The organism is Burkholderia sp. Bp8992, assembly GCF_003853705.1.
Lineage (GTDB): Bacteria > Pseudomonadota > Gammaproteobacteria > Burkholderiales > Burkholderiaceae > Burkholderia.
This window is the reverse complement of record NZ_QTQI01000003.1, coordinates 234,577-256,492: the sequence shown is the minus strand read 5'-3', so window position 1 is coordinate 256,492 and position 21,916 is coordinate 234,577. Positions and strand designations below refer to the sequence as shown.

Below are 21,916 nucleotides of genomic sequence, written 5' to 3'. Positions count from 1 at the left end.
ATGTCGTCCGCTCCGGAAAAGTATTTTTCCGCTCGGGAAAAGGTTTGTTTGGACGAATGCCAGCACACTAGCCCTGGAGCGGCTGGAATCGGTTCTGCGGAGGTGAGCGGTTCCGGGCTGATTGATAACCGCTGCTGCATCCCGATGCTCGCTACATTCAATGTGACATTGAATGATGGCATTCTCAAAATATGAACATGCGGCAGCGGGCGAATGACTGGCACGAGGGTAATGCAAACTTCATAATTCGTCGAATACGTTGATATATAAGATAAGTCGGCAAATTGCGAGGATTGTTCGGGTGTGATGCACCGGGCGAGAAAAAATCGTCAAGAAAATTCGATCGATTAATTCGGTGCAGGGGTCGTTCGGCGTGTCGGCGCTCTTCCGGAAATCCGGAAAGCGTTTGACGGCCGGACGGAAAGGGTAAGTGGCTTCGCGTTGGCAGCCTGGCGGTTCGATCCATCCGGGGCAGTCGCGTGCGGTGCGCTATCGAATCAGGCGGGCATGAAAATTATGAAATCAACAGGCGTGGCAGATCACAGCACCGGTTCGCCCGAACCGGAGTCGGCTGTCGGCGACCGCATTCCGGCGGCGCACGCTTCCATCCCGGGGACCGTACGGCGTCATCCGCCTCCCGAATGACGTGACGGATGACGGGTTGCCGGCCAGCACCCGTCCATCCCGCGTCTGAACGACGCATTTCCGTGAAATACGATGTCGCCCCTGGCACGGGGCGCCGGTGCCCGCACGCGCGCTTTCGCGGTGTGGCTGGCATCGTGCGGCCGTCTGGCCGGCGACGTCGGCTTCCTTGATTCGATCACCGGCGAGCGCCGTTGCACGTCGCGTCGGCAGGCGCGCGCAAACGGCGACCGCGTGTTCACGCGCTGTTTCGTGAGAGTCGTACAGCACCATTCCGTTATTTAGTTAGATATCCGAAGTTGTAGAGGAGCGGCGCAAGGCAACCCGTCGTCGGCGGCCAACGCGCGCGCTGTTGCGTCATCCAGCACATGAGAACCGAGGGAATACAAGATGAACAAGTCGTTCAAGTCGATCTGGAACGAAGCACTGGGGGCCTGGGTTGCGGCTTCGGAACTCGATCGGGCACGCGGCAAGCGTGTCGCGTCGTCGCGCCGCGCGTCGGAGCATGCAGCGAGCGCGGGCGGGTCGGCGCTCGCGGGCATGCCGTCGCCACGGCGGTTGGCCATGCTGATGGCGGCCACGTATCTCGCGTTGTTCCATGTGGGCGCACATGCGCAGTACGCGCCGGACGGCGGTACCGCGAACGGCGGCGTGACGTCGATCTCGATCGGCGTCGGTTCGACTGCCGCGCAGCAGAATTCCACCGCGCTGGGCAATCTCTCGACGGCACAGGGCGTGTCGGCCACGGCGCTGGGCCCGGGCGCGCATGCGATGGGCGACGCGTCGACGGCCATCGGCATCAACGCGCAGGCGACCGGCGTCAACAGCGCGTCGCTCGGCGTGCAGGCAATCGGTTCGGGCGACTACTCGGTTGCCATCGGCAACCTGTCGAGCGCGACGCAGAGCGGTGCGGTAGCGATGGGCAGTGGCGCGGCGGCGACCGGTGTTTCCGCCGTCGGGTTGGGCAACAACGCGCTGGCGTCCGGCCAGTACGCGGCGGCGGTGGGGCTCGGTGCGAGTGCGGCAGGCGCGCAGAGCGTCTCGCTCGGCTATGCGTCGCATGCCACGAACACGGGCTCCGTCGCGCTCGGCAACCAGTCGACCAGTTCGGGCGCGGCAGGCGTGGCCGTCGGCAGCGGCGCGCTGACGACCGGTAATTCAGGCGTTGCGATGGGCGTGAACAGCGGCGCGAAGGGCACGGCGTCGATTGCGATCGGCTGGGGCGGCACCGCGGGCGTACCAGGCTCGGGCACGCAGTCGCTCGGCCAGAGTTCGATCGCGATGGGCTCGAACACGACGGCCGGCGCGGACAACGCGATGGCATTCGGCGTGAACGCCAATGCGTCGGGCGTCAGTTCGGTCGCGATGGGTGTGCAGTCGACCGCGACGCAGCAGTTCGCGGTTGCGCTTGGCAATCTCTCGCTCGCGACGGGCACGTCGGCAACCGCACTGGGCGCCGGCGCGACCGCGGCGGGCGTCGGGGCGACCTCGGTCGGCATCAACAGCGTGGCGGCGGCGGACTGGACCGTCGCGATCGGCGCGAGCAACTCGGTCGCAGCCACTGCCGGCGCAGGCTCGATCGCGGGTGGCAACAACTCGAAGGTGCTGGGCGGCACGGGCGCCGTCGCGCTCGGCCTGGGGCAGACGGTGAGCGGCAACGGCGCGGTCGCGATCGGCGATCCGAGCACCGCGATCGGCACCGGCGCGGTCACGATGGGCTCGAACAACACCGCGAACGGCAACGGCGCGGTGGCGATCGGCAATACCAACAACGCGCAGGGCACGGGTTCGCTCGCGCTCGGCAATACGTCGACGGCGGCGGCGGCGGGGGCTGTCGCGTTCGGCGCGTCGGCCGTGGCCAACAACGCAAACGATGTCGCGCTCGGCTCGGGATCGACCACGGCCGCGCCGAATCCGACGGCCAGCGCGGTGATCGGCGGCGTCACGTACAACTTCAACGGTACGACGCCGACCAGCGTCGTCAGCGTCGGCGCAGCGGGCACCGAGCGCCAGATCACCAACGTCGCGGCCGGGCGCATCAGTTCGGCGAGTACGGACGCGATCAACGGCTCGCAGCTTGCCGCGACGAACACGGCGCTCGATTCGCTGTCGACGTCGACGGCGTCGAGCATCACGTCGCTGTCGACCGGGGTTTCGTCGTTGTCAACCGGTCTGAGTTCGACCAATAGTGCGGTGACGTCGCTGTCGACTTCGACGTCGACGGGCATCAGTTCGTTGTCGACCGGCTTGAGCTCGACCAATAGCGCGGTGACGTCGTTGTCCACATCGACGTCGACCGGCATCAGTTCGCTGTCGACCGGCTTGAGTTCGACCAACAGCGCGGTGACGTCGCTGTCGACCTCCACGTCGACGGGCATCAGTTCGCTGTCGACCGGCTTGAGCTCGACCAACAGCGCGGTGACGTCGCTGTCCACGTCCACGTCGACGGGCATCAGCTCGCTGTCGACCGGTCTGAGTTCGACCAATAGCGCGGTGACTTCGTTGTCGACGTCGACGTCGACCGGATTGTCGTCGGCGAACAGCGCGATCACGTCATTGTCCACGTCGACGTCCACCGGCCTGAGTTCTACGAACAGCTCGGTCGCGTCGCTGTCGACCTCGACGTCGACGGGCATCAGCTCGTTGTCGACCGGCTTGAGTTCGACCAACAGTTCGGTGACGTCGTTGTCCACCTCGACGTCGACGGTCGTCGGTTCGCTGTCCACCGGCCTGAGCTCGACCAACAGCGCGGTGACGTCGCTGTCGACGTCGACCTCGACGGGCATCAGCTCGCTGTCGACCGGCCTGAGTTCGACCAACAGTACGGTGACGTCGCTGTCGACGTCGACCTCGACGGGCATCAGCTCGTTGTCCACCGGCCTGAGTTCGACGAACAGCAACCTGACCTCGCTGTCCACGTCGACATCGACCGTCGTCGGCTCGTTGTCGACCGGCCTGAGCTCGACCAACAGCAACCTGACGTCGCTGTCCACGTCGACATCGACCGTCGTCGGTTCGCTGTCGACCGGCTTGAGCTCGACCAACAGCTCGATCACTTCGCTGTCGACGTCGACCTCGACGGTCGTCGGCTCGCTGTCCACCGGCCTGAGCTCGACGAACAGCAACCTGACCTCGCTGTCGACCGCCACGTCGACCGGGATCGGTTCGCTGTCGACGGGCCTGAGCTCGATCGCGAACAACAACACGAACCTCGGCAACAGCACGGCCGGCGCGATCGGCGGCGGGGCCACCTACGATCCGACCACCGGCACGATCTCGGCGCCGTCGTACGTGACGTACAACAGCGATGGATCGACGACGATCAACAACAACGTCGGCTCGGCGATCGACAACATCAACGCGCACGGCATCAAGTACTTCCACGCGAACTCGACCGCGCCGGACAGCCAGGCGGTGGGTGTCGACAGCGTCGCGATCGGCCCGAGCGCGATCTCGAAGGTCGATGGCAGCATCGCGCTCGGCTCGGGTTCGGTGGCCGACCGCGCCGTGGTGCCGTCGTCGGGCGTCATCCGCAACGGCACCGCGTCGATTCCGTTCAACACGACCGACCAGACGCTGCTCGGCGCGGTATCGGTGGGCGATGCAACGAACAAGACGTATCGCCAGATCACCAACGTCGCCGACGGTACCGGCCAGCAGGATGCGGTGACGGTGCGGCAGTTGACCGGCGCGCTGCAGTCGTTCGCGGTCACGGGCCAGAAGTACTTCCACGCGAATTCGACGGCGGGGGATTCGCTCGCGGTCGGCGCGGAATCGGTCGCGGTGGGCCCGACGACGGTCGTCAACGGCGACAACGGCGTGGGGATCGGCAACGGCGCAATCGTCGACCAGACGGCGCCGGGCGGGATCGCGATCGGGCAGGCGGCGAGTTCCGCGCAGGCCGACGCGATCGCGCTGGGCAGCGGCGCGACGGCAACCGGCGCGCAGTCGGTTGCGCAGGGCGCCAACGCGGTGGCGGTCAGCGTGGGCAGCGTCGCGCTCGGCTCGGCTGCGCGCAGCAATGCGACCGACGCACTTGCACTCGGCGCCGGCGCATCGGCGACGTTCGCGAACAGCGTGGCGCTCGGCGCCGGTTCGTTGACCACGGTCGGCGCGCTGACGAACTATGTCGCGTACGGCCTGGGCAGCCCGCAATCGTCGGCCGGTGAAGTGAACATCGGCAACCGGCAGATCACCGGCCTCGCCGCCGGCAAGAGCGGCACGGACGCGGTGAACGTATCGCAGCTCGATTCGGTCGCGAACCAGTTGACGACGCTGATCGACCAGCGCACGACCAACCTCGGCGGGCAGTACACGACGAACCCGAACGGCGCGAACGTGCCGCCGGGATCGACCGGCGCGAATTCGTCGGCGGGCGGTTCGGGGGCGGTGGCATCGGGTTCGAACAGCACGGCGGTCGGCAACAATGCGCTCGCATCGGGCAACGGTTCCTCTGCGATCGGCGTGGGCGCGACGGCATCGGGCAATAACTCGTCCGCGATCGGCACGGGCAGCAACGACGGCGGACGCTCGAACGTCGTCGCGGTCGGCTCGGCGGATTCGGCACGCCAGGTCGTGAACGTCGCGGCCGGCACGCAGGGCACCGATGCCGTGAACGTGAACCAGCTGAATGCGGTATCGAACCAGTTCACGCAATCGCTGAACACGGTCAACAACCAGCTCACGCAGATGCAGCAGCAGATCCAGCAGACCGATTCGATGGCCCGCGAGGGGATCGCCGCGACCGCCGCGATGGCGTCGATCCCGCACATGGACCGCGATTCGAACTTCGCGATGGGGGTCGGCACGGCGACGTTCCAGGGCCAGAAAGCCATGGCGGTCGGCGTGCAGGCGCGCGTCACGGAGAACCTGAAGGCGACGCTGAACGGCGGTTTCGCCGGCAGCCAGCGCGTGGTCGGCGCGGGCATGCTGTATCAGTGGAAGTGATCGCGCGCAGCGGTTCGTTCCGGCCCGCGTGGCCGGAGCGGACCGCGCCTAACGCAAACGCAAACGCATGCGCGTGCGGCCGCGCCGCACGCTGCGCCCATCGCATTCTCGGAGTAATCAAGTGAAAAACATCCATCTTGCACTGCTGGTGTCCGTCGTTTCCCTCGCGGCCTGTTCGAGTGCGTCGGGGCCGACGTACAACGCATACGAATTGCAGTCGCGAAACGGCGTCCGCACGTTCCAGGTCGACTGCCACGGCATCCTGTCGACCGCGAAGACCTGCATGAAGGTCGCGACGCGCATGTGCGGCAACGAGCCCGTGCTCCTGGTCGACACCACCACGCCGTACCGCGACGGCGCCGATCCGCATTCGATCGTGTTCCAGTGCGGTGCGGCGCCCGCGCCGGCCGCCGCGGCCGTAGCACCCGCACCCGCACCGGTCGAGAAGGTGAGCCTGAACGGAGATGCGTATTTCGCGACCGACTCGGCCGTGCTGACGACGGAGGCCACCACCGCGCTCGATACGCTGCTGAACCAGCAGGGTGATCGGCATTTCGCCAGCGTGGAGGTGGACGGTTATACCGACGCGACGGGCTCGAACGCGCACAACCAGGCACTGTCGAAGCGCCGGGCGGACGCCGTCGCGGGGTATCTGCGCGAGCATGGGCTGCAGGCGGATTCGTTTGCCGCGACCGGTCACGGGGAAGCCAATCCGGCGGCATCGAACGATACCGCCGAAGGGCGAGCACGCAATCGTCGCGTGGAAATCTCGCTGCGGAAGTAGGACGTTTCGGCCAGGTTGCCGCAAGCGTGGCCGTCGAAGTCGGGCGGCTCGCTTGCGGCAATGATGCTCGACGCAGACAACCGCGGCGGGAACGGCCCGTCGCTGCGTGCGCATGCGGTGTCCGTCGCATGCGCGCCGCCGCACGGCGATTCACGTGCCGCGATCGGTCACGGGGAAGGCAACTCGGCAGCGTTCCGCACCGCGACGCAGCGGGGCTTCAGCCGCCGCATCCGGTCGCGCCGCGGCATGCCGGCAACAGCTGAATCCGACACGCCGGACCCGTACGATCGTCAGGCTTCCTGATCTCGTGCGGTCGATGCTTCTTGCGACCGCGCTGCCGCGTTGGTGGGCATGACCACCGCCGTGCCTTCCACGACCACGTGCCCGTTCACGTGGCAGCAGGTTTCCAGCACGACCCGACGCCGGCTCGCGAGTATCTCCTTGACTGTCACGGTCGCGCAAACCGTTTCACCGAGCTTGACCGGGCGGCGGAACTGCAGGTCCTGCGACAGATAGATCGAGCCGGGCCCCGGCAGATGCGTTGCGATCGCCGCCGAGATCACCGACGCGGACAGCATGCCGTGCGCGATGCGACCGCCGAAGCGCGTTTGCTGTGCATAGGTTTCGTCGAGGTGCACGGGATTCCGGTCGCCGGACGCGCTCGCAAACAGGAGCACGTCGTGCTCGGACAGGGTTTTCGAGAAACATGCGTTCATGCCGGGCATCAGGTCCTCGAGGTCGTATCCGCCTTCGTCGTTCATCGTTTGCTCCTGTGTCGTTCGTGCAGCATGGTGTGGGTGGAGGGTTCGAGCGTCGTCATCCCGATGCCTCCACGTTGTCGTGCTCGCGCGCCGCATGCGGATCTGTCGATGCAAACGATCGGCTTGCCACAGCCAGCGCCCATTGCACGGCGAGCACGCCGGCATGAGGCAGTGCGCCGACGATGGCGTCGACGATCTCGTGCTGCGACGTGCCCGACAAGCGCGCGTCGACGATATGCGTGGCGAGCGCGTCGGCATCTGCATTTCGGGCAAGGCAGGTCAGGCACGCGATCGCCGTCAGGTGCCGTGCCTTCACGTGTTCGACCGATTCGACGCGTGACGCAGCGTCGGCCATCCGATCGAGACAACCTGCGATCGCCGCCGGCATCTCGGGCCGGCCGGCCGACGCTTCCGGCATACACGGATCGCGCTCCAGCGCATTCCGTCCGGTCGATGCGTCCGCTTGTCCGACCGTTGCGCCGCCCTGTGTCGCGGCGAACTCGTCGAATATGTCGAGCGCAATGCGCGACACGGGCAGGATGAGCGGCCAGCCGATATAGCCGGTGAGTTGAATCAGCACTTCAGTCAGTTCGCTGCGCGTCCAGCCGACATGCAGACATGCGTTCAAGTGGACCCGAACCTCGTCGTGACGATTTTCGCGAGCGATGACGATGGCGAGTGTGGCGAGCCGGCGCTCCTTTGGCGTCAGCGCGTCGAATGGCCGTTGCCGCCGCTCGAGCATGTGTGCGGTTGCCGATTCGTATCGTCCGAGACGATCGACGTCGCGACCGATATCGATGTCACGCTCGCGTAACAACGCCACGAGATGACGGATGCCGGCCGTGGCCACCGGCACGCCTGCATAGTAGAGCGTATCGAAGACCGTTTCGAGCACCGCTTGCGGTGCCCAGCCGGTATTCAGCATGCCGCCCGCATGGTATTTCAGCGCGGAATCGGCATTGCCCATCGTTGCGAGAACCGCGACCGTCACGAGTTCCCGATATTTCAGCGAGAGATTGGGCCGGGCAATGATGTCGGCATACGCGCCCTCGACGAGCAAGCGTTTGAAATCTGGGTCGAGGCGGTCGAGCGCCGCGCTGAGGCTGTTGAAACCTTCGTCGCCGATCGCGTGGATGACGGACATGCCAAGTTCATGCCGGGTGATCGTATTCGCACGCATAGTGAGCCCGTGGATTGGACGCGAAATGGAGTGACGTGAGCGATGATATTCGTCCGGCCGAAAATCAAATTTGAACTTTTTTCACTTTTCATCGGTACGTGCTTTTCGCCATCTAGAATCATTTCCGTTGCAAGCCGGAAATTACATTTTCCATCTGAAAAACGGGATTGCCGGACAGCGGCAACGATGCATGCATCTCAGTGCAACCGGGAGAGCACAGTGAAAAAGCTTCTTGAAAAGGTTGCCCTCGTGACCGGGGGGAGTTCCGGGATTGGACGGACGACGGCATTGCTGTTTGCCGGCGAAGGTGCGCGGGTTGCCATCGCATCGCGCCGTATCGACGAAGGTCTGGCGGTGGTCGAGGAAATCCGCAAGGCCGGCGGCGAAGCGCTGTTCGTGAGGACCGATGTGTCCAGGGCCGAAGACTGCGCCCGCATGGTCGAGGAGACCATGCGTGAATTCGGCCGGCTCGATGTCGCCTTCAATAACGCCGGCGTGGAGGCATTCGGCAAAACCGTAGCCGATACCGACGTGGAGAGCTGGGACCATGTCGTCGATATCAACCTGAAGGGCATGTTCCTTTCGATGAAGTACGAAATTCCGGCAATGCTGAAAACGGGCGGCGGTTCCATCGTCAATATGTCGTCCACTTACGGCCTCGTCGCATCGGCATTCGGCGGCTGCGGATATCACGCTTCGAAGGCGGGCATCATCGGACTGACGAAAGCGGCTGCGCTCGAATATGCGAAGCAGAATATCCGCGTCAATGCGATTTGCCCTGCGTTCGTTGCAACCGCGATGGTGGAAAAGTTTCTCGACGAGACCCGCATGACCGATCAGATCAAGCGTTTTCATCCGATCGGTCGCTTGGGGACGGAAACGGAAATTGCGGAGGCTGTCACGTTCCTCGCATGCGACGCCTCCTCTTTCATGACCGGTACCGCGTTGTCGGTGGACGGCGGAATGGCCGCGGCGTGATGCGGATGGCGTCGTCACGGGCGCCCTAGCACGAGTGCACTGTTTATCGAATCAACTCTTACAGGAATATTGATATGGATACCAAAATATTTGAATTGGTTGTCGAGGCGAGAAGCAACCAGCCGGAGTTGTTCGAGATCGGTGAGCCGATTCCGTTGGGTGTGGTGCCGAAGCGAATGCACGCGTGGACGATTCGCCGCGAGAACCATGGGGAGCCGCAGCGGGCATTCACAAACGAGATCGTCGACGTGCCGTCACTCGGCCCCGACGACGTTCTGGTCCTCGTGATGGCAGCCGGCGTCAACTACAACGGCGTGTGGGCCGCCCTCGGTCAGCCGTTCTCGGTGCTGGACCTGCATGACGATCCCTATCACATCACGGGCTCGGACGCCGCGGGCATCGTCTGGGCCGTCGGGTCGAACGTGAAGAAGTGGAGAGTCGGCGACGAGGTGGTCGCGCACTGTTCGCAGGTCGACGGCGACGACGAGGAATGCAACGGCGGCGATCCGATGTTGTCGCCGTCGCAACGGATCTGGGGTTACGAAACGTCTCATGGCTCGTTCGCGCAGTTCGCGCGCGTCCAGTCGACTCAACTGATGCCGCGCCCGAAACACCTCACATGGGCTGCCAGCGCCTGCTATACGCTCACGCTCGCTACCGCGTATCGGATGCTGTTCGGCCACAAGCCGCACGTGCTTTCGGCGGGGCAATCGGTACTCGTATGGGGGGCGGCGGGCGGGCTCGGAACGATGGCGATCCAGCTCGCGGCGCTGGTTGGGGCGCGCCCCGTCGCCGTGGTCTCCGACGATTCGAAGATCGAGTTCGTCAAGCGTCTCGGCGCGGTGGGCGCGATCAATCGCTCGAATTTTTCGTGCTGGGGCGCGCCACCGCCGGTCGATGCGCAGACCGCGTACGCGGCCTATGTCGATGCGGTCAAGAAGTTCGGAAAAGCGATCTGGGACGCGCTCGGCGAGAAGCGCGACGTCGACATGGTGTTCGAACACCCGGGCCGGAATACGTTCGCACCGTCCTGCTATGTCGTGAAGCGCGGAGGCATGGTCGTGTTCTGCGCGGCGACGAGCGGCTACGACCTGACCTGCGATGCGCGCTACGTGTGGATGCGACAGAAGCGCATCCAGGGCAGTCACTTCGCGAGCCTCAAGGAAGCCGCACAGGCGAACCGTCTCGTGATGAGCGGCAAGATCGATCCGTGCCTGTCGGAAGTGTTTCCGTGGAGCCGCTTGCCGGAGGCGCACGCGAAGATTCGCGCGAACCGGCACCTGCCGGGCAACATGGCCGTGCTCGTCCAGGCGAGCAGCAGCGACGATCTCGCCGCGGCAACGCGCCACTAGACCCGATGAACGCCTCTGGCCGAGAAAATGCGATGGACCAATCGAACCCACATCCGCAACGCGTCGCCGTCATCGGCATGTCATGCCGCTTCCCCGGCGGGGCATCCAGTGCATCGAGCTATTGGGCACTGCTGAATTCAGGGCAGACGGCCATTTGCGAAACACCGCGCGAACGCTTCGATATCGACGCGTTTTATTCGCCGGATACGGACGAGCCCGGCACCACGTATTCACGCGTGGCCGGCTATGTCGACGATCCGTTCCGCTTCGATCGCAAGCTGTTCCGTACTTCGGCGGCCGAGGCCATGGAGATGGATCCGCAACAGCGCTGGATGCTCGAGCTGACCTGGGGCGCGCTCGAGAACGCAGGCGTCGCACCCGGCGGGCTGCGCGGCACGAACGTCGGGGTATTCATGACGATCGGCGAGGCGGACTATGGCCGGCGCACGGTCTGGTCCGGCGATCCCGCCCGCATCACCACCTATTCGAAGCTCGGCAACCTGCGCGCGATGGCGCCCGGGCGAGTCGCGCACATACTGGGATTGAACGGACCGGCAATCTTCGTCGATACGACCTGTTCGTCTTCGCTGGTCGCGATCCATCTTGCCGCGCAGAGCCTGCAGGCCGGCGAGTGCGACGTGGCGATCGCAGGCGGGGTGAACCTGATCCTGGGGCCGGAGGAAACGATCGGCATTGCGCGGCTCCAGGCGATGTCCCCCTCCGGCCGGTGCCGTCCCTTCGACGCGAACGCCGACGGCTACATTCGTGGCGAAGGCGGCGGCGTGATCGTGATGAAGCGGCTTGCCGACGCGCTATCGCATGGCGACCGTGTCGATGCGGTGCTGGCCGGTTCGGCAGTGAACAGCGACGGCGCGAGCAACGGCCTGACCGCGCCCAACGGTGCGGCTCAGGAAGCCGTCATTCGCCGGGCGATGACGCGCGCGGGCGTTCGTCCGGAAGCGGTCGCCTACGTGGAAGCGCATGGGACGGGCACGGCGCTCGGCGATCCGATCGAGCTTTCCGCGTTGCGCAACGTCTATGCTCGCGCCGTCGTGCGCGACAAGCCGATCCTCGTCGGCTCGGTGAAGTCCCAGCTGGGGCATCTGGAGGGAGCCGCGGGCATGGCCGGCTTCATCAAGGCGATGCTGATCCTGCGGCACCGCCATGTACCCGCGCAGGTGAACTTCGAGACACCGAACCCGCGTTTTCACTGGGAAGGTTCGCAGCTCGAGATTCCGCGCGAGGGAGCGCCGCTCGCCGAGGGCGATACGGTCGTCGGCGTGAGCGGTTTCGGCATCACCGGGACCAATGTCCACCTGATTCTGGTCGCGCCGGAGCGCGTAGCAGACCTCGGCGCTCCGATTGCCCGCGAACGCGTGCTGACGCTTTCCGGGCGTTCGCCCGACGCACGCCGGCGTGTCGCGTCGGCATGGCGGGCCTGGCTCGCGGACATGTCCGCACCACTGCGCGATGCGTGTCACACGTCGAACGTACGACGCGATCATTTCGACCATCGCGTTGCGCTGGTCGGCACGACGAAAGCGGACTTCGTTGCCGCGCTCGACGACTTTCTCGCGGAGAATCCGTCCGGGGGATGGCACGCCGGCGAACACCCGCGCAAGCCCCGCCTCGCGTTTCTGGTGCCAGGCCAGGGAGCCTGGCAGCCAGGCGTCGGAGGGAACCTCTACAACGGCAACGGATTGTTCCGCAAACATGCGGACGTGTGCCTGCGCGCGCTCGACGGCGAGACGGCGCGCGACGTGCTCGATGCGATTCTCGGCCACAGCGCGCAACCGGTGCGCCATCATCCGGGGCAACTTGCCCATTTCGTCGTGTGCTACGCGCTGGCGCGGACATGGATGGAGCTGGGCGTACAGCCCGACCTGCTGATCGGGCATTCGCTCGGCGAGCACGTGGCCGCGGTGATCGGCGGCGTGATGTCGCTTGGCGATGGCCTCAAGGCAGTGGAGGCGCGTGGTCGCCTGTTCGATACCGAGACGCCGCGCGGCGCGATGCTCGCCGTCGCCGTCAGCGTCGACGAATTCGCGGGGCGGTTCGCGTTCGGTACGGATCTGTTCGTCGCCGGCATCAACGGGCCGGGGCAGACGGTCGTGAGCGGCACGCCGGAAGCGGTCGGGCGGGTGCATGACGCGATGGTCGCCGCGGGCAAGCGGGTGTCGCTGCTCAAGACCTACGGTACGCCGGGCCATTCGCCGATGTTGCGTTCGATGCGCGAAGCGTTCCGGCGAGCGCTCGAACCGCTGACGTTTGCGCCGCCGTCGATTCCGATCGTCTCCACGCTCACGGGCGACATCGCGACCGACGCGATCGCCGGCGTCGAGCACTGGCTCGATCTTGTCGAGCAACCGGTGCGTTTTCACGACGCGCTGCTGGCCGCGTCGGACGGCAGGACGATCTTCGTCGAAGTGGGCCCCGGCGCGGCACTGGCCAAGCTCGCACGCGCCGCGGCGGGGGGCGACTGGCACTGTGCGATCGCGTCGCTCGCGGACGGTCCGGAGGGAGACGAGGAAGCCGAGGCGACCGGCTTCGCGCATGGCTGCGCACGCCTTTACAGCGAAGGGCAGAAGATCGCATGGAGCAAGCTGTACGGCAAGGCGCCGCGACCGGCCGATGCGCCGGGTTACTCGTTCGATCCGGAGCGCTTCGAGCTGCCGTTCCCGGACCTTGCGGAGGCCGCGCGCGGCGCGGTGCGACGACAAGGCGGCAACGCGTCGAACGACGGGACCGGGGTGCCGGGACCGGGAGCGGCGGATCGCGTCGAGGCCGCACCGGCGGATGCCGCGCAGACGCTCGCGATGCTGCGTGCGGTCGCGGCGACGGTCGCACCGGATACCGTCGTGCTCGACGACGGTCTTTCGCTCGTCAGCCAGGGCTTCGACTCGCTTGCATTGACGGAACTGCGCGTTCGCCTGCATCAACAGCTCGGCACGATGCCGCCGATCTCCATGCTTGTGCGCGGGGCATCGCTCCGGACGCTGGCGACGTGGTTCGGCACGACGAACGGCGCCATGCCGGCGCGCGAAGCGGTGTCGAACGACATGCGGAAATCCGCCGGGACGGACGATGACCGCGAGCTGGTCGTGACGCTGCGCGACGGGGCCGGGCCGCTCGTCGCGCTCGTCCACCCGGTCGGCGGAAACGTGCTCTGTTATCAGGAACTGGCTTCGTCATGGCCCGGCGATCCGACGGTCGTCGCGATCCGCCATCCGTACGCGGACCAGGGCCACGCACCCGAGTATCTTTCGATCGCGCAACTGGCGTCGCGCTATCGCGCGGCCTTGCTCGCAATACACGGCAGACAGCCCGATCTGCTCGGCGGCTGGTCGTTCGGCGGGATCGTCGCGCATGAAATGGCCGCGCAATGGGAGGCGGAGGGCGAAACTGCGCCGCCGCTGATGATCGTCGACAGCCCGCTCCACGACGGCGAATTCACCCTGCGGTTGCGTGCACTGGCCGATGATCTCGCGTCCGGCGACGGCAGGCAAACGGTCGATCGATGGCTCGCCGATCCGCGTTTCGACGCCATGCTCGACCAGGACTTCTACCTCGCCGACGTGCGGCGCCGTGCCCACCCCGCGACGTTCGACCATATCGCGCGTCTGCACGCCGCGAGCGCGGCGGCGCTCGCCTGTCATCAACCCCGACAGGTGCATACGCGCATCGGATACGCGCTTGCCGCACGCGACAAGCGGGGAGTGTCGAGCACCCAGGTGGAACAGCATCTGGGCCGCCTCGCGCGCGGCGGCGTGGCGGTGGGTGTGTTCGATGACGATCACAACTCCATCGTGCGCGAGCCTTCCGTGCAGCGTCTGGCTCGCTTTCTCGGTGGAGGCTGCGCCGACAACGAACCGCGTGTGCATGCGACGCCCGCATAGGCACTGCGTTTCGGTTTCCCGGGCGCGGCGTTGCCGCCGTGCCTTCATCGTTCTCAATCCGACTTCAAGGAATCGATACCATGAGCGATCAAATTCAAGCCGCGGCCGTCAACGGGTCGAACGTGACTGCCGAAGCCATTCTTGCGTGGATTCAAGAGTGGACCGAAGCAAACAATCTTCAGGTGCCGACCGATCTCGAGCAGACCTTCGCCGACGCCGGATTCGATTCGATGCATTCCGTCGAACTCGCGTTCTTCCTCGAAGAGCGGCTCGGAATCAAGATCGACGATACGGTCCTTTACGACTATCCGACCTTCAATTCGCTGGCGGCGCATCTCGTCTCGCTGCAACGGAAGGACACGATCCCGGCCGCGGAGCCGGGTGAAGACGCGAACGTCGGAAGCTGGTAATACGTGTACGCCGGCAGCGAGCGTTCAGGCGGCCGGCGCCTCATCGACTTCAATCGGAGTACGGAAGATGGTGCAAATCAATCGCGCGGACGCATGGACGTCGCGCGTCGTCGGCTGCGGTTCCGCGTTGCCCGAGCACCGCATGACGAATGATGACATCGCGCGCATGGTCGACACCACGGACGAGTGGATCACGCAGCGCACGGGCATCCGTGAGCGCAGAATCGCGGCGCACGGCGAGAACACGTCCGATCTCGCGATCGGCGCCGCCAGGGCCGCACTGAATCGCGCCGGCATCGACGCAGCCGAGGTCGATCTCATCGTGCTCGCGACCTGCACGCCCGATCGCACGATGCCCGCGACGGCCGTCCGTGTTCAGGAAGCGCTCGGCGTGCGGCGCGGTGCTGCGTTCGACGTGCAGGCAGTCTGTTCGGGCTTCGTCTTCGCGCTGTCGGTCGCCGACAACATGATCCGTCTGGGCCAGGCCCGCACCGCGCTGGTGATCGGGGCGGAAACGATGTCACGTATCGTGGACTGGCAGGACCGCAATAGCTGTGTGCTGTTCGGCGACGGTGCGGGTGCGCTGGTGTTGCGCGGCGAACGCAACGAAGGCGACAAGCCGCGCGGCGTGCTCTCCACGCATCTGCATTCGGACGGACGGTACTGGGACAAGATTCACACGGACGGCGGGGTGTCATCGACGCAGAGCGCCGGCAAGATGCATCTCGAGGGTCGCGATGTATTTCTGCATGCCGTCGTCAACCTCGCCGACGCGTCGCAGGAAGCGCTCGCGGCACACGGCCTGACCCAGGACGACCTCGACTGGATCGTCCCGCATCAGGCAAACCAGCGGATCGTGCTAACGCTCGGCGGAAAACTGAACCTCCCGATGGAGAAGGTCGTCCTCACCGTCAGCAAGCACGGCAACACATCGGCAGCGTCGATTCCGCTCGCGCTCTGCGAAGCCGTATCCGACGGGCGCATCAAGGAGAACGATCTCGTTCTGACGCCTGCAATGGGCTCGGGATTCACGTGGGGCGCGGCGTTGATCCGGTGGTAGTCGACGCGCACCGTATCGGCGTGCGCGTCGGTACGGTGCGACGTGGGCGCGGATCGCGGCTGTCTCGGGTACGCCGAACCGGCGTTGTCCTGATATGTGGGAATCCTGCGGATTTGCTCGAGAAAGTGACAAAAGTTCACTTTGCGTCCTCGGAACGCCGTCTTATGCTGGCTGCATGTCGCAAGCAGCGGCTCGAAAGAACCGCCTGATCGGAGCGTAAACGGTGCCCCGCGTTCTGAAGGCGTCGCTGCATGTCGCATCGTTCGCCGTGTTGCGGCACCCGGTGCTCCGACGATGGGGCGAGATCGGCCTGCAGGCGCGTGGATGCTAGGAGGAACGGATCCGGCGATGATGCTCGGCAATGAAAGCGTCGACATCGGTTTCGTGAAGCGGCTCGCCGAGGTAGAAACCCTGGCCGTCGACGTCCGGCAGTGTGCTTGCCCATTCGAACTGTTCGGCGGTTTCGATGCCCGTCATTACAACGTGTTTGCCATGACTTTTCGCAAGCTGCACAAGGGTTTCGACAATCCGCATGGACTCGCCGTTTTGCAGCACCTCGCGAATCAGCGATCGATCGAACTTGACGATATCCACCGGCAACTGCTGCAGGAGCGTCAGCGAGTTGAAGCCGGCTCCGAAGTCATCCAGTGCGATGCGCACGCCGATCGCCTGCGCCGCATGGATGGCTTCCACCAGCCAATCGAGCCGGGCGGGGGGGACGACGTCGGTCAGTTCGATTTCGACACGGCCTGGCTCGAGCCCGAGCGACGCCAGCCGTGCGGAAAGTTGCGCGGGAAACTCCGCGTGCCCGAGCTCGGACGGCGACAAATTGATCGCGAGCGACAACTCGCCGTACCCCGCCGCCTTCCACTGCGCCAGCCTGCACGTCGCGCGCCGGGTGAGCAGGTCCGTGAATCCGGTGGCAAGGCATGAATCCTCGATCATGCTGATGAACGACGCGGGTTCCAGGACCCCACGCTCCGGATGATGCCAGCGCATCAGGTATTCGAAGCCCGCCAGGCGAACCCCGTGGAGTGCAAATTTGGGTTGGAGGAGGAAAAAGAACTCGTCCTGACGAAGTCCTCGCGCGGCATCGTCGAGTGGATCAGTTGACGCGAATGGGTGACTCATGAAGTAGGGTAGGCCGATTGAAATATGGGGAAGATGTTTTCGGTTGATTCATTCTATGGAGTGAGTTGAAAATTTTCAACTTGTGAAAAACGAACAAATGTAAATTCAGTTACCAATAGTCGTATCGTTGGCTTGGTTTTTATTGAATTATAATTGTGAGTGCAAATATCTTTTTGCATTGATGCTTGTGTTTGATTAATTGATATTGATTATGATGGCGTGTTGGTTTTTTTTGGATTCGGATTGGCGCAATTTTTACCGGTATTGCGCTTGAATATACCGAAATTCAGTAGTTCGTGCTGGCTGATGAGGGTGGGGTAGAATTTTCATTGAATGTAAATTTAATTGTAATTAAATATTAAATTTAATTGCGAAAATAAATAACGTATAATAATTGCATGTTAATTGCGAAATGTAATGGGCCGAGTCAGAATGGCAGGGCGTGTCGGCGAGGCTCGTGCAGGGTGGAGAGCGGTGGATAAGTCGTAATGCGCGTTCGGTTTGCATCGTTTGTCAATGCTTTTTGAAATGAGTTCTTGGCGTTGGATAGGGTTATTTCAAACGTCGATCAATGCAATATCGATGGGGCGTCATCTAATCGACATGTTCGGAAGATTTTTGGGGCCGGGGCGGCGCCGTTCATGTGATGAGGGAAAACGGGCGACCGGGCATGCGTCCTCGCCACGCTCGATGGAATGGATGCGCCTGACGTCTGCGCTTGTTCTGGTATGCGTGGTGCTGACAGCGACGTCCGCGTTGCATCACATCGACCGGGCGTGGTTCGGGTTCGTGTGGCAGTCCGTCCGACACGGAGCCATCAAGCCGCTCGCGGTGATCATGGTCGACGATCGTACGACCGGGCGCCTGGGCGACTGGCCGTTCAGCGTGGAAACACGGGAGCGGATGATGGAGCGGCTCGCCGGAAGCGGCGTCGCGGTCGTCAGTTTCGACCTGACCGGCCTGCGGGACGTCGCACGCATTCGCGCCGGCCATTCGGCCATCGGTGGGACGGCAAGCCGCGACGCCGGACGGACGCAGGCGCGGGCGGCCGGCAACGCCTGCGTGCGCGACACTGCGTTTCAGGCGGGCGGACCTTGCGCACTCTACTCGTACGTCAATGTGCTGGACGGCAAGGTGCCGTCGAGCCGTCTGCGCGGCAGCGTGGTCCTGATTCGCGCGGCGATCGAGAACCCGGACAGCGGGGCGATCGTGTCGCCGGACGCTACCTTGCCGATCGGCGACGTCGTCGCGGCAGCCGGCGCATCGGATGCGCCGGCGCGCCAGATCGGTCTCACGTGGGTGCTGCTCTTCAACGAGACCGTTGTTTGCTTGACGTGCCTGTTGCTCTTCCGGTTCGGTCCTCGCACAGGCCTGGCTGCGTCGCTCGGGGTTGCCGGTGCGATTGCGGGGATCTCGTTCGTCATGTTCGTTTTCGGAGGCGAGGCGTTGCCGCCCGCCACCGGCATGCTGATGTGCGGACTTGCCTGCTTGCTGTGGTTTTGGCGATGCGTCGAAGTGTTGTCGCGCTTCATTGGCCGCCTGGCGGACCGGATGGCTGCAGAACCGTCGCTGCATGTGGAGCCGGCGGAGGCCGTGCGGTCCATGGACCCGGTTCGCCGGCAACTTGACAGGACTGCGAATCTTGAGGTGCGGGTGCGTCGTTATCGTGCGCTGATCGATGCATGGGTCGACAGTCTTCCGGAGGCAACGCTGATTGCGTCGGCTGCCGGGGTCGTCCTGCTGGCGAACGAGCGAATCGCCGCATGGTGCGCGGATCTCGACGAGCATTCGGTTTCCGGCGGGCCGCCGGTGGGACGGCTGGTCTCGGACGTGCTGTTTCAGATCACCGCGTCGCATCGGGCGAGTGAATTTGTCGCGCAGGCAATGGCGTCGCTGGATGACTGGCCCGATGGCGATGCGCTGTCGGCGCAGACGAAATCCCAGCTCGATCAGGGGATCGAGATTGCCAATGCCCGATGGGGCCGCTCGCTGCTGATCAAGTGCGCGCCGATCCGCCCGTCCGTTTACGGCGAGAATGCGCTGGTCTTTCATGTCGCGGACGTCTCGTCCGTGCGGATGGCCGAACGGCAGCGCGACATGGCCTTGCGATTCCTGTCGCATGACATGCGGTCTCCGCAGGCCTCGATTCTCGCGCTCGTTTCCCAGATACAGCGGGATCCGTCGCGGTACACGCCACAACGTTTCTCGGAACTGGTCTCGCAGTATGCGACGCGCGCGCTCAGCCTGTCCGACGATTTCCTCTTTCTTGCCAGGGCCGAGAATCTGCCGCCGAAGCTGACCGCCGTGGATCCCGCACTGGTGCTTGGCGATGCCGTCGACGATCTGCTGCCGCAGGCGAGCGCGAAATCCACGACCGTCAACCTGATGGCGGAGCCCGGGCTCAGTACGATCGCCGATGTGCAGCTGCTGCGGCGGGCATTCGTCAATCTGATCGGCAACGCGATCAAGTTCGGTCGGGAAGCGTCTACGGTCGACGTGGAACTGTCGGCAACGGATCGACACGTGAAGATCACCGTGACGGATTATGGCGCCGGCATATCCGAGCGCGACCAGGAAAAGCTGTTTCGCGAATTCACGCAACTGGACGGAAAAGCGACGATGTCCGGGCATGGACTGGGCCTGGCGTTCGTCAAGACGGTCGTCGATTCGCTTGGCGGCAAACTGCAGGTCCGGTCGACGCTCGGGGAGGGCACGACCTTCCTCATGTTTCTGTCGAAGCATGATCACGACGCCGCGCTGGGGCGTTGATCCCGGTGCGGGTACTGGAGGAGCTGCGTAAACCACAAGGCGGGGCAGGCGCTCTCCGCGGCAACGGCGTGCGACGACGCGGCTGCTGCGCATCGCGTAGGGCGCCGGCAGAGGTCCATCGGCCGCTAGGCGGCGGAAACGACCTGGATCCGGCGCGCTTCAGGCGCGCCGGTCTGTTTCGCGGGCATGGCAAGGTCGAATTCCAGGATCGTGTTTCTGGAGGGCAGCCGTGAGAGAACTGACGGATCCTGGAGACTGCTGCCGCGAAAGTAGGCCGGACTCGTTTCGGCCGCCGCGAGCAGCGGCGTATCGGGCAACGTTGCCCAGAACGCGATGAAACCGTATCCGTCATCCGGCTCGAACCGGTTGCACACGCCGCGCACGCGCGAGCCGACCTGGCCCCAGGCGGACAAGCCGGCGGCCGCATCGCGAACCGGAAGCAGGCCGGGGACCAGATAGCCGCTGATGAACTGGTCGGCGGTATCGCGCAACTCGAACGGCACGTTGTCGAAACCGAGGACTTCGACCCGGCAGCCTTTCTTCTGAAGTGCTCGCACGACTTCGACGAAATCGCCGTCGCAGGTTGCGACGAGCACGGTGTCCAGCCGGTCCGATTCGGATAGCGCGTCAACGGCCATGCCGAGATCCGAATTGGATTTGACGGTCTCGGTGCCGTCCTCGTCTGCAACGTGCCTGAGCGGCTTGACCGTGACGCGGAACCCCTTGTCGCGGAGCGCCGCCTGATATCCCTTGATCCGCGCATCGTAGTCGGCGGAGCGCGCGGCGCGGCGTTCGTCGACGCTCAGATACGCATGCAGCCGCTGAATCGTGGCGTCGGCCCGGCCTGCGAGCGCGCGCAGCACCTCGTATCGCATCTGGTGGCCGCCATTTGCGTCGATGCTGCTTCCATCCACATACACGCCGACCCTTCTCATTGTCGTCATCCGGATTGCTGGTGGGTTGTCGCTCGGGTAACTGAATCAAGCGCCGTCGAACCGTGCCGCTCGTCTACGCTGCAGCAGTACGGCGCTTTGCGGGCGTGCGGCCGTTACGGCGGGCGGCCGGATGTCGCGCGCAACGCGGGGGGAAGCGCAATGCGCGGCCCGCTGCCCGCAAGCGCGTCCTGTCGGTCAATGGCGGCACCCGTCACGCGGGCGAAGCGTGATTGGCGCCACCGGCGTCGCCGTCCGTCAATCGCGCCCGCTTACGGTGATCGAGACCCGCCGATCGGGTTGCAGACACGCGATCACGGCGCTGCTTCGGCCTGGCGGGCAATGCGTGACAGGCTCGCGCGACCCCACGCCGTCTGCCTGAATGACGTTGCCGTCCAGGCCATGCGAGATCAGATAGCTGCGAACCGTTTGCGCGCGTGCGCGCGACAGCGGGTCGTTGATCTCGCTGGTGCCGATACGGTCGGTATGACCGACGACGGCGATTCGCGTGATCGCCTGGTGACGCTTGATTCGTTCGATTGCATCGTCGAGCTGCGCCCTGCCGGCGGGCTGCATCGATTCGACGCTCGATTTGCCGAACGCGAACAGCGCGTCGCTCTGCAACGTGAATTGCTCGAGCGTCGAGGCCGGCGGCTGTGCCGCAGCTGCCGGCGCGGCCGATTTCGGCCGCACGAAGTCCGCGCATGCGGGATCGCGCCAGTAGGTGTCGCTCACCTTCATGTGCGCGTCGTATCGCACCTGGTACTGACACGCGACGACTTCGTTGCCGCGGCGGAAGTCGAACAGGTAGTTCCAGACATGACTCCCGACGAACCACTCGTTGAAGTGAGGGGGGCCGAGAAGATCGAACATCTGGTCCTTGTTCAGGCCGGGCCCGACGTTACGCAGGTTGTCCACGTTCACGAACGTGCCGCCTTTCGGGCTGGCGGATTGCGGATCCGGAAAGCGGGGCGGTCCGTCGACGGCACAGCCTTCCAGTGATGCAACGGAAAACAAGGCGACAGACAACGCAAGTACCCATTGGATTTTCATGATCAGTCTCTCATCGTATAA

The 21,916-nt window shown here is 64.6% G+C and carries 13 protein-coding genes; 8 read left to right on the top strand and 5 right to left on the bottom strand.

The features are described 5' to 3' along the window. Positions 1–1,032: 1,032 nt before the first annotated feature. Together DIE03_RS06225 and DIE03_RS06220 are read left to right on the top strand one after the other, a co-directional pair. Complete coding sequence (locus DIE03_RS06225; protein ID WP_124448516.1) at positions 1,033–5,589, top strand: YadA-like family protein; 4,557 nt, start codon at positions 1,033–1,035, stop codon at positions 5,587–5,589. 121 nt (positions 5,590–5,710) lie between these two features. Beyond that, on the top strand, positions 5,711–6,373 hold the full coding sequence (locus tag DIE03_RS06220) for an OmpA family protein (RefSeq protein WP_124448514.1): 663 nt from the start codon (positions 5,711–5,713) through the stop codon (positions 6,371–6,373). Positions 6,374–6,663: 290 nt separating this feature from the next. Here DIE03_RS06220 and DIE03_RS06215 read toward each other — a convergent pair whose 3' ends face one another. Further along, the gene (locus DIE03_RS06215; protein WP_124448513.1) at positions 6,664–7,134 is read right to left on the bottom strand and encodes a MaoC family dehydratase; all 471 of its coding nucleotides are present in this window, start codon (positions 7,132–7,134) and stop codon (positions 6,664–6,666) included. 55 nt (positions 7,135–7,189) lie between these two features. Then, positions 7,190–8,278: a carboxymuconolactone decarboxylase family protein gene (locus DIE03_RS06210; protein WP_124448511.1), complete on the bottom strand. Its 1,089-nt coding sequence runs from the start codon at positions 8,276–8,278 to the stop codon at positions 7,190–7,192. A 255-nt stretch (positions 8,279–8,533) separates the two neighbouring features. On the opposite strand from DIE03_RS06210, the gene DIE03_RS06205 reads away from it, so the two are divergent. The 5 genes from DIE03_RS06205 to DIE03_RS06185 all read left to right on the top strand — a co-directional run bounded on the left by DIE03_RS06205 (position 8,534) and on the right by DIE03_RS06185 (position 16,010). After that, a complete protein-coding gene (locus DIE03_RS06205; protein ID WP_124448509.1) occupies positions 8,534–9,292 on the top strand; it encodes an SDR family NAD(P)-dependent oxidoreductase in 759 nt (252 codons plus the stop codon). 74 nt (positions 9,293–9,366) lie between these two features. Beyond that, complete coding sequence (gene ccrA / locus DIE03_RS06200; protein WP_124448507.1) at positions 9,367–10,644, top strand: crotonyl-CoA carboxylase/reductase; 1,278 nt, start codon at positions 9,367–9,369, stop codon at positions 10,642–10,644. A 5-nt stretch (positions 10,645–10,649) separates the two neighbouring features. Continuing rightward, positions 10,650–14,540: a type I polyketide synthase gene (locus DIE03_RS06195; protein ID WP_260434820.1), complete on the top strand. Its 3,891-nt coding sequence runs from the start codon at positions 10,650–10,652 to the stop codon at positions 14,538–14,540. Between the two features lie 80 nt (positions 14,541–14,620). Further along, complete coding sequence (locus DIE03_RS06190) at positions 14,621–14,950, top strand: acyl carrier protein (RefSeq protein WP_124448504.1); 330 nt, start codon at positions 14,621–14,623, stop codon at positions 14,948–14,950. Between the two features lie 67 nt (positions 14,951–15,017). Further along, a complete protein-coding gene (locus DIE03_RS06185) occupies positions 15,018–16,010 on the top strand; it encodes a beta-ketoacyl-ACP synthase III (protein WP_124448502.1) in 993 nt (330 codons plus the stop codon). A gap of 327 nt (positions 16,011–16,337) precedes the next feature. On the opposite strand, the gene DIE03_RS06180 is transcribed toward DIE03_RS06185, so the two are convergent. Further along, positions 16,338–17,141, bottom strand: coding sequence for an EAL domain-containing protein (locus DIE03_RS06180; protein ID WP_124448500.1), 804 nt, complete (start codon positions 17,139–17,141; stop codon positions 16,338–16,340). Between the two features lie 699 nt (positions 17,142–17,840). Here DIE03_RS06180 and DIE03_RS06175 point away from each other — a divergent pair. Beyond that, the gene (locus tag DIE03_RS06175; RefSeq protein WP_260434811.1) at positions 17,841–19,910 is read left to right on the top strand and encodes a HAMP domain-containing sensor histidine kinase; all 2,070 of its coding nucleotides are present in this window, start codon (positions 17,841–17,843) and stop codon (positions 19,908–19,910) included. A gap of 125 nt (positions 19,911–20,035) precedes the next feature. Here the strand turns inward: DIE03_RS06175 and DIE03_RS06170 are convergent, their stop codons facing one another. Together DIE03_RS06170 and DIE03_RS06165 are read right to left on the bottom strand one after the other, a co-directional pair. Next, on the bottom strand, positions 20,036–20,845 hold the full coding sequence (locus DIE03_RS06170; protein ID WP_185658112.1) for an NYN domain-containing protein: 810 nt from the start codon (positions 20,843–20,845) through the stop codon (positions 20,036–20,038). 255 nt (positions 20,846–21,100) lie between these two features. Beyond that, complete coding sequence (locus DIE03_RS06165; protein WP_124448850.1) at positions 21,101–21,895, bottom strand: OmpA family protein; 795 nt, start codon at positions 21,893–21,895, stop codon at positions 21,101–21,103. Between the last annotated feature and the right edge of the window lie 21 nt (positions 21,896–21,916).

What these genes read in the sequence shown, in the direction of transcription:
- DIE03_RS06170 (WP_185658112.1), bottom strand. Translation starts at nt 20,845, where the DNA reads ATGAGAAGGGTCGGCGTGTATGTGGATGGAAGCAGCATCGACGCAAAT.
- DIE03_RS06210 (WP_124448511.1), bottom strand. Translation starts at nt 8,278, where the DNA reads ATGTCCGTCATCCACGCGATCGGCGACGAAGGTTTCAACAGCCTCAGC.
- DIE03_RS06165 (WP_124448850.1), bottom strand. Translation starts at nt 21,895, where the DNA reads ATGAAAATCCAATGGGTACTTGCGTTGTCTGTCGCCTTGTTTTCCGTT.
- DIE03_RS06185 (WP_124448502.1), top strand. Translation starts at nt 15,018, where the DNA reads ATGGTGCAAATCAATCGCGCGGACGCATGGACGTCGCGCGTCGTCGGC.
- DIE03_RS06215 (WP_124448513.1), bottom strand. Translation starts at nt 7,134, where the DNA reads ATGAACGACGAAGGCGGATACGACCTCGAGGACCTGATGCCCGGCATG.
- DIE03_RS06175 (WP_260434811.1), top strand. Translation starts at nt 17,841, where the DNA reads ATGCGCCTGACGTCTGCGCTTGTTCTGGTATGCGTGGTGCTGACAGCG.
- DIE03_RS06195 (WP_260434820.1), top strand. Translation starts at nt 10,650, where the DNA reads ATGAACGCCTCTGGCCGAGAAAATGCGATGGACCAATCGAACCCACAT.
- DIE03_RS06225 (WP_124448516.1), top strand. Translation starts at nt 1,033, where the DNA reads ATGAACAAGTCGTTCAAGTCGATCTGGAACGAAGCACTGGGGGCCTGG.
- DIE03_RS06180 (WP_124448500.1), bottom strand. Translation starts at nt 17,141, where the DNA reads ATGAGTCACCCATTCGCGTCAACTGATCCACTCGACGATGCCGCGCGA.
- DIE03_RS06190 (WP_124448504.1), top strand. Translation starts at nt 14,621, where the DNA reads ATGAGCGATCAAATTCAAGCCGCGGCCGTCAACGGGTCGAACGTGACT.
- ccrA (WP_124448507.1), top strand. Translation starts at nt 9,367, where the DNA reads ATGGATACCAAAATATTTGAATTGGTTGTCGAGGCGAGAAGCAACCAG.